Consider the following 12,838-nt stretch of genomic DNA (forward strand, 5'->3'; position numbering starts at 1 on the left):
GCCCGTACCGGCTGCGCGCCGGGCGTGCGGGTCAGTGCCACGGCCCCGGCCGCCTCGCCCGGCACAATGCCCTGGCCGGCGCCCGCGGTCATGATTCGATTAGCCTGGGCCAGCGCGAGCACGGTTCGGGCATCCAGCAACGAGTCCGCGCCGAGCAAGATCAATTGCTGCCAGTTCTCCTCCTCGGCCTCCGGCGCTAGGCAGTCGATCAGCGCTTGCACGCCGCCGGTTGCCGTTCGGGTAAAGCCCCAGGCATACGCGGCCGTGGCCGGAAACGCCTCGACCAAGGTTTCCCAGACGGCTTCTTGCGTCAGTTGGCGGCCGCGACTACTGGCCTCGGGGGGTAATAGCACCTGAACCCGCGTGCGCACATCGGTTGGCTCGGGCGGCCGTGTCTCCAGTAATTTGCCGAGTGCGATCCTTGCCAGCAGTAACTGCCGCTCGGCAGGCGCTGTTGCGCTCGCGAAGGCGGCGTCCTCGACCGGCGCGGTCATCACCGGCTGTAAACCTTGGCCGGCAACGGGGGTGCGTAATTCCGGATGCGCTCGCCCGCCGTTGATCTGGAGTTGCACCGCGCCTTGAGCGGCGTAGTCGCCGGTGCCGGCGAGGGTGCAGACGCCGGTGGCGATGAGCGCCAGCGGTTCGGGGCGTTGGGGGGCGGGTGGTTCGGCCTTAGCGGCTTGCGGTTGTTTTTTCCAGAAGGTCACGCCGCACTCCTTGCGACAGATTATTTTTTATCGTTACGTTATATCATACTGAAGCGAAAGCGAACGTACAGCTTAAGCGGCTTTAGAAACTCGCGATCCGCTCGCGGCAAGATTGCTCGGTTAGCGCTTTGACGTGCTCGATGCGTTCGGCCAAGCATTCCAGGTCATCGCGAGTTATGTCGTAATCTCGCTCATAGCGGGAATCGATATAGGCTTTTTTGAGTAGTTTGAAGCGGTGCTTATCGACTTCGGATGCTTGTGGAAATGCAGGCAAAAAGCGTGGGTCACATCTGACCACCTGCTTATAAAGCTTTTCGATGTTGTGCTCTTTGGCTTTATAGCCCGTATGAACAAGCAAAACGGCATTCAAAAAACGTTCGGTTGCTTGATGTAGCAAGAAAGCAGCGTCATCCAACATGCCTTCTTGTAAATACATCGAGAAGCCAAGCAGTGCTTGCTTTCCCTTCTGAAACCAAAAATCAAAGTCTTCCTGAGCCTGCTCCTTACGCTCTTTCGCATCCAGCTCCCGGGGCGGCTCCAGTTCCACCCGACCGCTGTCGTAGAGCACGATGCCTTCTTTGTAGAGATCGGTGTAGAAGTAATGCCCTTCCCGCAGATGCTTCTGTAGCGGCCGCAGTCTTCCACGATCAGGTTCGGCCAGGTCTTTAAGGCCGGATGCTCATGCACCCGTTGCTCGACCTTGCTCCACAGCGGTTTGGATTTCTTCGTCCGCACCAGATCGGTGACCACCAGCAAATCGTAGTCGCTGCGGTACTCGTAGGTGATGTGCCCTTCGACGTAGCTGTCCTCCACCCAATTACCGCGGGCGTAGCTGCCGAACAACACGATCAGCTCCACGTCCACTAAGGCGGTGATGGTTTCCACGATCAAACGCAGCTCGCGCTGCTTATTATCCGGCAGGTGGGAAATATCCGTTTTCATGATCTCCAGCGGGTCTCTCGATAAGTACAAACCTCGATTCTTACAGATTGAAGATCCTAAGGAAATAAGAGTGGGCAAAGCGGATGAAGTGTCACGAATTAGCAAGAGCAGGCGTTCGATCGACAGGGCTAGCTGTCTGTTATTAAAGCGTGCAGAAAAAAACCCCGGGCCCCTGGGGGAGGACCCGGGTTAGTGCCGGCTTTTGGGGGAAGCCGGTCTGGCCCGTCAAAAGGGGGAGAGTTGACGAGCCGCGCCGGGCACTGGCGCTTACTGGTTAAGACACTCGCTGGCCGGGAAAGTTCAAGGCGGCGAGAATCTTTTTGCGGAATACCGGACCACTGCGGGCCCCATATCGCGATCGCTTTTCTGCCCGAGCAGGCCATGCCGGCCTAAGCAGCCGGAATACTGAAGCAAAAGGTGCTTCCCTCGCCCAACCGGCTCTCCACCCAGATATGCCCGTTGTGGGCCTCAACTAAGCCCTTAGCGATGGCTAACCCAAGCCCTGTGCCCTGATAGGACGCTCTGCGGCCACGCCAGTAGCGGTCGAACAGACGCGGGATCTCGTCAGGGGCTATACCGGGGCCTGTATCCGATACCGAAAACCGCACCGCCGTCGTCTGCCTCTGCGCCGTAACGCTCACCCGCCCACCTTCGCCGGTAATCTTCACGGCATTGGAAAGCAGGTTGCCAAGGATCTGTAGCAGCCGGTCGCGGTCGCACAAGACCGCCGGCAAGGCTTCGGGTATCGAGTACTGGAGCGTTAAACCTTTTTTTCGGCGGCCTCGCGCAATTCCTCCGTCGCCTCGTGTACGAGCGCGCTAGGGTCGTGCGGCGCTAGGCTAATCGCGAGCGTTCCCGCTTCGATGTTGCCAAAATCGGTCAGGTCGTCGATCAGCCGTTGCATTCTGTGGGTAGATTGCTGGATTAGCTTAGCCTGTCTGCGCACCCGATGCCCTTGCTCATACGAGGCGGAGTCTCTTATCAGCAGACCGGCCGAGAGCTGGATGGCACTTAGCGGGCTGCGCAGGTCGTGGGAGACGATGCGCACGGTTTCCTCGCGAGCGCTAACCGCCTGCCGGGTCTGTTCAAGCAGCGCTTGTCGCTCGGCTTCGGCCCGGCGGCGAGCGCTAACGTCGACGAAGGTGACGACGGCGGCAATCAATCGCCCCTCCTCGTACATGGGACTTGCGCGTTGATCGGCATAGAAGGACGTGCCATCCGCCCGCCAGAGCAATTCGGCTTCGGAACGGAACGGCTTACCCTGGCGCGCGGTCTGGAGCAGCGGGCACTCTTCGGCCGGATACGGTTCGCCGTTCTCCTTCGTGTGGTGGATCAAGTCGTGCATGAATTGGCCGATCAGATCAGCGCTGCTGTCATAGCCCAGCAGTTTGACACAGGCCGGATTGGCAAACGTACAACGGCCCTCGCCGTCGATCCCGTAGATTCCTTCGCCGGCCGAATCCAATAGCAGCTGAAGGCGGTTACGACCCTGCTGCACTTCCGCTAATAGGCGGGCGCGCTCGATGACCCCCGCGAGATAATCGACCAGCATATGCAGCTGGCGTTTGGTACGCGGCTCGAAGAGCTGAACATGAGGCGTACCGACGTAGAGCACCCCCAGCAGCTTGCCGTGCGGGTAGAGCCGCAGACCCAGCAGCGAATTTAACCCGCTCTGGCGGGCCTGTGCGCTCACTCGGTTGTCGGCGTACCGCGCGTCGGGAAGATAGACGGGGCTTTCCTCGGCGGCGATCTCGGCCACGAAGGTCGACGATGCGAGCGAAACCGGCTGGTCCGGCTCCGCAGCCAAGCCGCACGTCGTTGGCGCCGAGAGCCATTGCCCTTTGTCGTCGGCAAGAAACAACGCTGCCCCAGCCGCCTGCACCGCCTCCTGCACGACCTCGACCAGCGGTTCGAGTCGAGCGCCAAGTGTAGCGAGACTCGGCGGATCTTCCGTCAAGCGCGTCGAAAGCTTATTGAGCCGGTGCAGGTAGTGTTTCTCTGCCTGATACTCTTCACGGGAGTAGCCGCTGAAGACCTCGACCGCCTTGTCGATGAACACCTGCAACTGGTCGGTCAATAGCTGCACATCCTCCGGTGCGGGTCGCTCCTTGAGCGGCCGCTGTTGCCACAGCTCGGCGATGATCCGACTCAGCAGTACGAATTCCTTGGTAACCTCTTCGAGCTTGAAACCAAGTCGCAACCGCAGATTCAGGTGCGTCTCCTCCAGCCGTAGAGCGATCTCGCTGAGGCCTTCCCGCTTGCCTGTATGAGAGATTTTCACCAGCGTATCGAGGAACTCGGGCAGCGTGTCGATCACCTCGTTGTACGACAGACCGCGGGCCGAAGGCAGCTGGCCTACTTCCTCCGCATACTGCGCCACGAGCCGCTCGCGGTTTCGTTCTATGTAATCGCCAACTGTCGGCATGACCGAACCTCGGGGGAACGACGACGGCAAGCTACACCGTGCGTTAAATAAGCGCTTTCTCTCCGACAATGCCCTGGCCCCTAAAATGGGGACGGTTGTCAAAAATTCCGCGCGCATCCCAACCCGGTATTGGGCGATTACCCGCCAATCCGACATGGCGTAGAGCGACATACAGGCAAAAAAACCCGGGCCCCTGGGGGATGGGACCCGGGTTAAGTCCGGCTTTTGGGGGAAGCCGGTCTGGCCCGTCAAAAGGGGGAGAGTTGACGAGCCGCGCCGGGCACTGGCGCTTACTGTTTATGACAGGCGCTGCTGAGAAAAGTTCACGCGATGTTCGAAATCGTTCGTATTTCTTCTCGCCTTCCGCTGCCCTTGCTTAATGGGCGGATTCCCAGTCGTCGCCGATACCGAGTTCGACCTCCAGCGGTACGCTGAGTTCGGCCGCTTCGGTCATAAAACGCTGAATGCGAGGGCTAAGCGCTTCAGCCGCTTGCTCCGGCACTTCGAAGATTAATTCGTCATGCACCTGCATCACCATCCGCACATCGCCGTGCTCTTTTTGCAGCCAGCCATCCAGCCGGAGCATGGCGCGCTTGATGATGTCGGCAGCGGTACCTTGCATCGGCGCGTTAATGGCGGTGCGCTCGGCGTACTGGCGGCGCTGGGCGTTACGCGCGTTAATCTCCGGCAGATATAAGCGACGACCGAATACGGTTTCTACATAGCCTTGTTCGTGCGCCTGCTTGCGCGTCCGCTCCATGTAGTCGGCCACACCCGGGTAGCGATGGAAGTAACGGTCGACATAGGCTTGGGCTTCGTTGCGGCCGATGTTGAGCTGTTTGCCCAAGCCGAAAGCGGACATGCCGTAGATCAAGCCGAAGTTGATGGCTTTGGCCGCCCGGCGCTGTTCGTCGCTGACCTTGTCGAGTGCTACTCCGAAAACTTCCGCCGCGGTAGCGCGGTGAATGTCCTGGCCTTCGGCAAACGCCCGGCGCAGGCCCTCGTCCTGCGACAGATGCGCCATAATGCGCAATTCGACTTGCGAGTAGTCGGCGGCGATGAGCTTGTTGCCGGGTTCGGCGATGAACGCTTTGCGGATTCGCCGCCCCTCGGGGGTACGTACCGGAATGTTCTGCAAATTTGGATCGGAGGAGGACAGTCGCCCCGTCGCGGCCACCGCCTGATGGTAGGAGGTATGCACGCGCCCGGTTGCCGGGTTAATCAACCGCGGCAGTTTGTCGGTATAGGTCGAGCGCAGTTTGCTCAGACCGCGGTGGTCGAGAATCAGGCGCGGCAGGCGGTATTCGTGAGCCAGCTCGGCAAGCACGGACTCGGCGGTGGACGGCGCGCCTTTGGGCGTTTTCTGAATAACCGGCAAGCCTTGCTTTTCGAACAGGATTTCCTGGATTTGTTTCGGGGAGCTTAGGTTAAAGGCGCCGCCTGCCTCCTCATGCGCGGCGGCTTCGATCTCGTCGATGCGCTCGGCCAGTTCGGCGCTTTGCTTAGCCAGCATATCGCTATCCACCAGCACGCCGGCTCGCTCCATGCGCGAGAGCACGGAAATCAGGGGCACTTCGATCTCGCGGTATATCCGCTGCGGGCCGTCCTGTTCGGCCAAGCGCGGATACAGATGTCGATGCAGAGCCAGGGTAACCTCGGCGTCTTCGGCCGCGTAATCGGTCGCCGCTTCCAGCGCGACTTGATCGAAGGTGACCTGTTTGACGCCCTTGCCCGCCACTTCTTCGAATGTGGTGGTGCGCCGGCCGAGGTACTTCAGTGCCAGGGAGTCCATGTCATGGCGGGTCGCGGTGCTATCGAGCACGTAGGATTCGAGCATGGTGTCGTGCGCCACCCCTTGTAGGGCGATGCCGTAACGGGCCAACACGCTCATGTCGTACTTCAAGTTCTGGCCGAGTTTAGGCCGTTTGGGATCTTCCAACAGCGGTTTCAGTGCCTGTAGCACCTTGTCGCGATCTAACTGATCGGGGGCTTCCGGATAGTCGTGCGCTACCGGCACGTACGCCGCCTCGCCCGTTTCAACGGCAAAGGAGATACCGACGATGGCCGCTTCCATGTAGTTGAGACTGTCGGTTTCCAGATCGAAGCTGAATAGTTCGGTTTCCTTAAGCCGCAGCAGCCAGGCTTCGAACTCTTCCCACGTAAGAACGCACTGGTAGTTAACCTCGGCCGCGGTTGACGGCGCATCCTCGCCTGGGGCGGCGGACTCGCTTTCCTTCAACTGCTTTAGCCAACCGGTGAATTCCCACTGCTGGTAAGCCTCGGCCAGTTGCGCCCGGTCGGGGTCTTTGCGTTGCAAGTCGCCAATGCCGAATCCCAGTTCGACATCGCATTTGATGGTGGCGAGTTTACGCGACAGCTCCAATTGTTCGAGGTTATTGCGCAGATTCTCGCCGATTTTGCCCTTGATGGAGTCGGCGTTGCGAATGACTTCGTCCAACGAGCCATATTCGTTGAGCCATTTGGCGGCCGTTTTGGGGCCCACCTTCGGTACGCCGGGAATGTTATCGGAGGTGTCGCCGACCAGGGCAAGGTAATCGATGATGCACTCCGGCCCGACGCCGAACTTGTTCTGCACACCTTCGATGTCGAGTACGGTGTTGCTCATGGTGTTGAGCAAGGTCACGGAGTCATCCACCAACTGCGCCATGTCTTTATCGCCGGTGGAGATGACGGTGCGGACACCGGCCTCGCGGGCCACCTGCGCCAACGTGCCGATAACGTCGTCGGCTTCCACCCCGGGCTGTTCTATCAGCGGCAGGCCCATCGCCCGGACGATGTCCTTCAGGGGCTGAGTCTGGCAGCGCAAATCGTCCGGCATGCTCGGGCGATTGGCTTTGTAGGCTTCGAATAGCTCGTCGCGAAAGGTTTTCCCCGGCGCGTCGAATACGACGCCGATGTGGCTGGGCTGATACTCATCCAACAGTTTGCGCAGCATGTTAAGCACGCCGTACATCGCGCCGGTAGGTTCGCCGCGCGACGTCGTCAGCGGCGGCAGGGCGTGGAAGGCGCGATAGAGGTAGGACGAACCGTCCACCAGCAACAAAGGTTTGTCGTTAAGCTCTGCGTTGGCCATGAGTGCGTTCCGTACGTGTGCCCGCTAGCAGTCTTTGCGCAACAGTCTGCTAGGACTGCCGTTACCGACAGCCTGTTGGGATAGAAGAAGACAGATCAAGGAGAATAACAAAAATGCCGCCATAGAGCGGCGGCATTATAACAGGCAGGCAATGCGCGCGATTTAGAAGCGCGCGACCAGTCCGAGATAAGGTCCGTCGATACTCAGGTCGACGTCGATGTCGTCGAAATCGTCCAGCTTCAACTCGTAGCGGCGATAACCGGCTTCGACCCGAACGAACGGCGCAACATGGTAGCGTAGGCCGATCTGGGCGTCGATCAAGCGGTTGCCGGAGTAGGCGATCGCGCTCGCCTCGGCATTGGCGGACAAGCCCGTAAACGGTAGCGCCACACCCGCGTTACCGTATAGCATCGGTATCGGGCCGCTGAAAGAAATACGGTCGGTTTGGCCGTTGGCGGTGACTTGGGCCTCGCCATCCATCAAGCGGACGTTCAAACCGACGCCCAGGCTAACGACGTTGCTCAACGGTTGAATGTAAATCGTAGCATCAAGCTGATCGAGGCTGAGCTTGCTGTCAACGTCCTGACCCGCATCCACCTCTATATCGCCGAATCTAAGCGTACGGTCGACACGGCCGCTGCCATCGAAATCCAGCGGCGTGTAGGCAACCCGGATGTTGGGTAGCAACATCGGTTCGAACTTGGCCCAGCCGAAGAAACCGTTCTCGCGGCCAAAGCCCAGCTCGTCGTCGGCATCGAAATTACCGTCGCCAGTCCCCATGTGGCCGCTGGGGCTATGGCTCCAGAACGCGGCGCCGACTTCGGCATCGAAGAGTAACGCCTGCGCGCTAAAGGGAAGCAGCGCGAGCCCGGCGCGGCGATGACGGATTTTAGAAGTTTCATGGAACCCCCTGGTTTCATTTATCAATTACTTAAATAGTGACAAGTTGATCAAGTTAAACCCGCCACCCAGGGCTTCTTGTCAACACAGCTCGATCAGTATCCCTACGCTTATCGGCAGATTCGGGAAATACTGAGCGTACCGTCCTGTGGACTTGTTCTTATTTAATAATAGAACAGCAAGCACACACCGTACCTTTATGGTACAAGAATTGTAAGGTCGGTTTTTCTGGCAGGTCTATGTGTATATTGAGGAAGTCCCTTCCGGGGCGTTCTCAATAACCTGCTTAGAAGCATTGTTCAGCACTCTCAGTAGATTGCTACGGCACCGGTCACAGCTTGAACATCTAGTAGATTAGGAGCGTTATGGAATACGGCGATAAATTTCTTGGCCGCACTTTGGCCAACGACTCCTTGATGAGCCGGGAATCATGGAAGATTTTTCAGATCATGGCTGAGTTCGTGGAGGGTTTTGAGCGACTCGCGCAGATCAAACCGTCGGTCAGTATGTTCGGCTCGGCACGCACTCCGCCGGACCACCCTTATTATAAGTTGGCGGAGGATATTGCGCTGGCGCTGTCTAATGCGGGCTTCTCCGTGGTTAGCGGTGGCGGGCCGGGTATTATGGAGGCGGCGAATAAGGGCGCTCACGCCGGCAAGTCGCCTTCGATCGGGCTGAATATCCAGCTCCCGCACGAGCAGATGGGCAACCCTTACCAGGACATCGCGTTGAACTTCCGTCATTTCTTCTCGCGGAAGGTGATGTTCGTGAAGTACGCATCCGCCTATGTAGTGCTGCCCGGCGGTTTCGGTACTTTGGATGAATTAGCGGAAATTTTGACTTTGGTACAAACGGGCAAAACCCGGCGCATTCCGATCATTCTCGTCCACGAGAAGTTCTGGCATGGCCTGCTCGAATGGTTCAAGCATACCTTGGTCGCGGAAGGCACGATTAACACCAGCGATCTCGATCTGTTTAAAGTCGTCAACGAACCCAAAGAAGTAGTAGACGCTATCTTCGACCACTACGAACATCGTGGGTTTGAGCCTTCTCGCGAGGAGCGCGAGATATTGCTCGATCTGTAATTATCGACAAGCTCAGGGGGGCCCCTGAGCTTGTCTTGCGCCACATGGATGTGGGGTGATTATGTTCGTTCATCGGCTGAACCTGGCTTGGCTCGTCAAGCGCACGGAGCTGATCTCGGCCATACTGCTGTCGATCGCAACGGTAGGTACCGCTTGGTGTTCTTATCAGTCTGCGGTCTGGGGCGGCATTCAGGCCTTTAAGCTGTCGGATGCCAATCGCCTGAGCCGGGAGTCGATCATGCAACGCCTGGAAGCCAATCAAGAAGCCTTATTGGAAGCGGGGCATTTAGCGGAGTTCATCGACGCCCGCGTTCGCGGCGACGACGCCCTTGCCCAGTTCTACTACCACCGCTTCCGGCCTGCGATGCGGGAAGCGGTGGATGCATGGCTAGCCACCGACCCTTTCGAGGACGCCGCCGCACCCACCACGCCATTCGAAATGCCGCAGTACGACTCGGATTTCGTTCATCGTGCCGACGCGCTGGAAAGCGAGTCGGCACGCGTCCACGACGCTGCCGCCGAAGCGAACCATCGCTCGGATATGTACTTGTTGGCAACGGTAATGCTGGCCTCGGTGCTTTTCTTTGCCGGCATCGCGCCAAAATTCTCTCATCTCGATATCCGCTTTTTCTTGCTCGGTATGGGTAGCGCGATGCTGACCGGTGCGGCCGTGTTGCTCATTCGACTGCCGGCCATGATCACCTAAGGCTCGCGGGCCTGATCTTCTTCGCTTGCTTGGCCACACCCCTTCCCCCACATGGAGAAACGGCTATACAACTCTCTGGTCCCTTTGCCCGCGCAACTTAGCGCCGAAGCCAAGAGGACCTACTAAGCGTTTCTGGAAGGAGGCACGGTCGATGGCAAAAGATCTTACTGGTAAACGGGTAGCCATCTTGGTAACCGACGGTTTCGAGCAAGTGGAAATGACCGAACCGCGACAAGCCTTGGACGACGCCGGGGCGGAGACGATTCTGGTTTCGCCCAAGGAAGGCCCTGTTAAAGGCTGGCAGATGACCGACTGGGGCGATGAGTTCGAAGTGGATATGCTCTTGGACGAGGCCGATTCCGAAGCGTTCGACGCTCTGCTAATACCCGGCGGCCAGATTAATCCCGATCTACTGCGCGTACAGCCGCAGGCGGTACAGTTTGTGAAGGACTTTTTCGACGCGAAGAAACCGGTTGGCGCCATTTGCCATGGCCCTTGGCTACTGGCTGAGGCCGACGTGATTCAAGGGCGGAGGATGACCTCGTATCACTCCATTAAAACGGATCTCATAAACGCCGGCGCCGATTGGCAAGACGAAGAGGTGGTCGTCGACGAAGGCTTAGTAACCAGCCGCAAACCAGGCGATATCAAGGCATTCTGCCATAAGTTGGTCGAGGAGATTTCCGAAGGCTTACATCGCTTGCGGCGAGTACCGGCCGCCAGCGATAAATCGGAACAGCGACCGAACCCCTAATCGACGACTAACAACTACAAGGCGCGGAGGTTGGCGTACGCGGCGACTAGCCACTTGGCGCCGGCCTCCGCAAAATTCACCTGAACCCGCGCACTCGCACCGCTACCTTCGTATTTCAGCACGACGCCCTCGCCGAATTTCTCGTGAAAAACCGGTTGGCCGAGGTTGAAAGCAGCGCCGCCGCCAGCGCTTGTTGGCGTCGTCTGTACCATGGCCGGCCGCGTCACGCTAAATCGGCTGCGCACTTCTTCCAACAATTCGGGCGGCAATTCGTGAATGAAGCGGGACGGGGTAGTGTAGTTGTCCATACCATGCAGCCGCCGCCGCTCGGCGTAGGTCAAACATAGCCGCTCCCGAGCACGGGTGATACCCACGTAGCACAGCCGCCGCTCTTCCTCTAAGCGACCCGGGTCTTCCGCCGACATCCGGTGCGGAAATAACCCTTCTTCGACCCCGACCAGGAACACGACCGGAAACTCCAGCCCTTTCGCCGAATGTAACGTCATGAGCTGAACCGAGTCCTGCCATTCGTCGGCCTGCCCTTCGCCTGCCTCCAAAGCGGCGTGAGAGAGGAACCCCGTTAGCATATCGATGCCTTCTTCCGGCTGGTATTCTTGCTCGAAGGTGCGGGCGGCGGAGATCAGCTCATCAAGGTTTTCTACCCGGGCCTCGCCTTTTTCGCTGCGATCTTTGCGGTAGTGTTCTCGCAACCCGCTACGGCCGATGAGCTCTTCCAGCTTGAGGTGCAAAGGCAGCTCGGTGATTTCGCCGGCGACGCCCTGGATTAGCTCCAGAAAGGCCTTCAAGGCATTCGAGGCCCGTGCCGGTAACGCCTTCTCCGCGACGATCCGTTCGGCCGCTTGCCACAGCGTCAGGTTGTAATCCCGTGCCCAGCTGCGCACCTCGGCAATCGTCCGCTCGCCGATGCCACGCGGCGGCGTGTTAACGACTCGCTCGAAGGCCGGGTCGTCATAGCGGGCGTTAACCAGGCGCAAATACGCCAAAGCGTCTTTGATCTCCGCCCGTTCGAAAAAGCGCAAGCCGCCATAGACGCGATAGGGAATACCGCGACTGAGTAGGCTTTCCTCGAAGTTGCGCGATTGGGCGTTGGAGCGGTAGAGGATGGCGAAATCGGAGCGTGCCGCGCCGCGTTCCAGCTCTTGTTGAATTCGGTCGATAACGAAGCGGGCTTCGTCCTGCTCGTTAAATGCCGCATACAGCGCAACCGGCGCGCCGTCGTCGCCGGCCGTCCATAGCGTTTTGCCCATCCGGCCGCTGTTATGGGCGATCAACGCGTTCGCCGCCTTTAGAATCACGCCGGTAGAGCGGTAGTTTTGCTCCAGGCGAAATACCTGCGGTTGCTTGAAGTCGTCGCTGAACCGGCGAATATTCTCCACACGCGCACCGCGCCAGCCGTAGATCGATTGATCGTCGTCGCCAACGGCGAACACGTCGGCATCGTTACCGGCGAGTAAGCGGAGCCATGCGTACTGGATGGTATTGGTATCTTGGAACTCGTCGACCAGAATATGCCTAAATCGCCCTTGATAGTGCGCCAGCAGGCTCGGATTGTCGCGCAGCGTTTCGTGAGCGCGCAGCAAAAGCTCGGCGAAGTCCACTTGGCCGGCACGTTGGCAGGCTTCTTCGTAAGCGCGATAAATACGCACCATCTCGCGTGTGTAAACTTCGTACCCGACATCGATATGGTCCGGGCGCTCGCCTTCGTCTTTACGAGCGTTGATAAAGCCTTGTACCTGCCGCGGCGGCCAGCGGCCGTCGTCGACTTCCAGCGCGCGCATGACGCGCTTAATCAGGCGCAGTTGGTCGTCGGAGTCGAGGATCTGGAAACTCTGCGGCAAGTCGGCTTCTTGCCAGTGTTGGCGGAGCAAGCGGTGCGCGAGACCGTGGAAGGTGCCTACCCACATGCCGCCGGTGGTCGCCCCGATCAGCGATTCGATTCGCCCGCGCATCTCGGTAGCGGCTTTGTTGGTGAAGGTCACGGCCATGATGGAATAAGGCGATGCGCCTTCCACCCGGATTAACCAAGCAACACGGTGGGTAAGCACGCGGGTTTTGCCGCTGCCGGCGCCGGCCAAGACCAAAGCGCGCCCTAACGGCGCCGTGACAGCTACCCGCTGCGCCTCGTTTAGAGGGTCGATGAGATCCGATACGTCCATGGCGCGAGATTCTACCAGACTCCTTGGTGGAAAACGGGAAACGAGTGC

General features: G+C 59.0%; 11 protein-coding genes. 3 read left to right on the plus strand and 8 right to left on the minus strand.

The window, feature by feature from the left end; translation table 11 throughout:
• The 7 genes from CAI21_RS03630 to CAI21_RS03660 all read right to left on the minus strand — a co-directional run.
• Window positions 1-707, minus strand: a 707-nt coding sequence (locus CAI21_RS03630) for a hypothetical protein (protein WP_220347748.1), incomplete at its 3' end; no start/stop codon positions are given.
• An 82-nt stretch (window positions 708-789) separates the two neighbouring features.
• Window positions 790-1,143 carry a HEPN domain-containing protein gene (locus tag CAI21_RS03635; protein WP_147305025.1) on the minus strand — a complete coding sequence of 118 codons (354 nt, stop codon included), beginning with the start codon at window positions 1,141-1,143 and terminating at the stop codon, window positions 790-792.
• Window positions 1,074-1,649 (minus strand): nucleotidyltransferase domain-containing protein, encoded by a 576-nt coding sequence (locus CAI21_RS24595; protein ID WP_147305026.1) that lies wholly within the window; start codon window positions 1,647-1,649, stop codon window positions 1,074-1,076. Before CAI21_RS24595 ends, CAI21_RS03635 begins: the two co-directional genes overlap by 70 nt.
• 389 nt (window positions 1,650-2,038) lie before the next feature.
• Window positions 2,039-2,383: a sensor histidine kinase gene (locus CAI21_RS03645; RefSeq protein WP_181919250.1), complete on the minus strand. Its 345-nt coding sequence runs from the start codon at window positions 2,381-2,383 to the stop codon at window positions 2,039-2,041.
• Window positions 2,384-2,409: 26 nt separating this feature from the next.
• On the minus strand, window positions 2,410-4,074 hold the full coding sequence (locus CAI21_RS03650; RefSeq protein WP_181919251.1) for a PAS domain-containing protein: 1,665 nt from the start codon (window positions 4,072-4,074) through the stop codon (window positions 2,410-2,412).
• A 376-nt stretch (window positions 4,075-4,450) separates the two neighbouring features.
• Window positions 4,451-7,168 (minus strand): DNA polymerase I, encoded by a 2,718-nt coding sequence (gene polA, locus CAI21_RS03655; RefSeq protein WP_116301053.1) that lies wholly within the window; start codon window positions 7,166-7,168, stop codon window positions 4,451-4,453.
• A gap of 162 nt (window positions 7,169-7,330) precedes the next feature.
• Window positions 7,331-8,095, minus strand: a complete 765-nt coding sequence (locus CAI21_RS03660; protein WP_116301054.1) for a TIGR04219 family outer membrane beta-barrel protein — start codon at window positions 8,093-8,095, stop codon at window positions 7,331-7,333.
• 338 nt (window positions 8,096-8,433) lie between these two features.
• On the opposite strand from CAI21_RS03660, the gene CAI21_RS03665 reads away from it, so the two are divergent.
• The 3 genes from CAI21_RS03665 (at window position 8,434) to CAI21_RS03675 (ending at window position 10,613) form a co-directional block, all read left to right on the plus strand.
• Complete coding sequence (locus tag CAI21_RS03665; RefSeq protein ID WP_116301055.1) at window positions 8,434-9,153, plus strand: LOG family protein; 720 nt, start codon at window positions 8,434-8,436, stop codon at window positions 9,151-9,153.
• Between the two features lie 55 nt (window positions 9,154-9,208).
• The gene (locus CAI21_RS03670; protein WP_147305492.1) at window positions 9,209-9,859 is read left to right on the plus strand and encodes a hypothetical protein; all 651 of its coding nucleotides are present in this window, start codon (window positions 9,209-9,211) and stop codon (window positions 9,857-9,859) included.
• A 151-nt stretch (window positions 9,860-10,010) separates the two neighbouring features.
• Window positions 10,011-10,613, plus strand: coding sequence for a type 1 glutamine amidotransferase domain-containing protein (locus CAI21_RS03675; RefSeq protein ID WP_116301057.1), 603 nt, complete (start codon window positions 10,011-10,013; stop codon window positions 10,611-10,613).
• Window positions 10,614-10,627: 14 nt separating this feature from the next.
• Here the strand turns inward: CAI21_RS03675 and uvrD are convergent, their stop codons facing one another.
• A complete protein-coding gene (gene uvrD / locus CAI21_RS03680; protein WP_116301058.1) occupies window positions 10,628-12,790 on the minus strand; it encodes a DNA helicase II in 2,163 nt (720 codons plus the stop codon).
• Between the last annotated feature and the right edge of the window lie 48 nt (window positions 12,791-12,838).

The organism is Alkalilimnicola ehrlichii, from assembly GCF_003399765.1.
Lineage (GTDB): Bacteria > Pseudomonadota > Gammaproteobacteria > Nitrococcales > AK92 > AK92.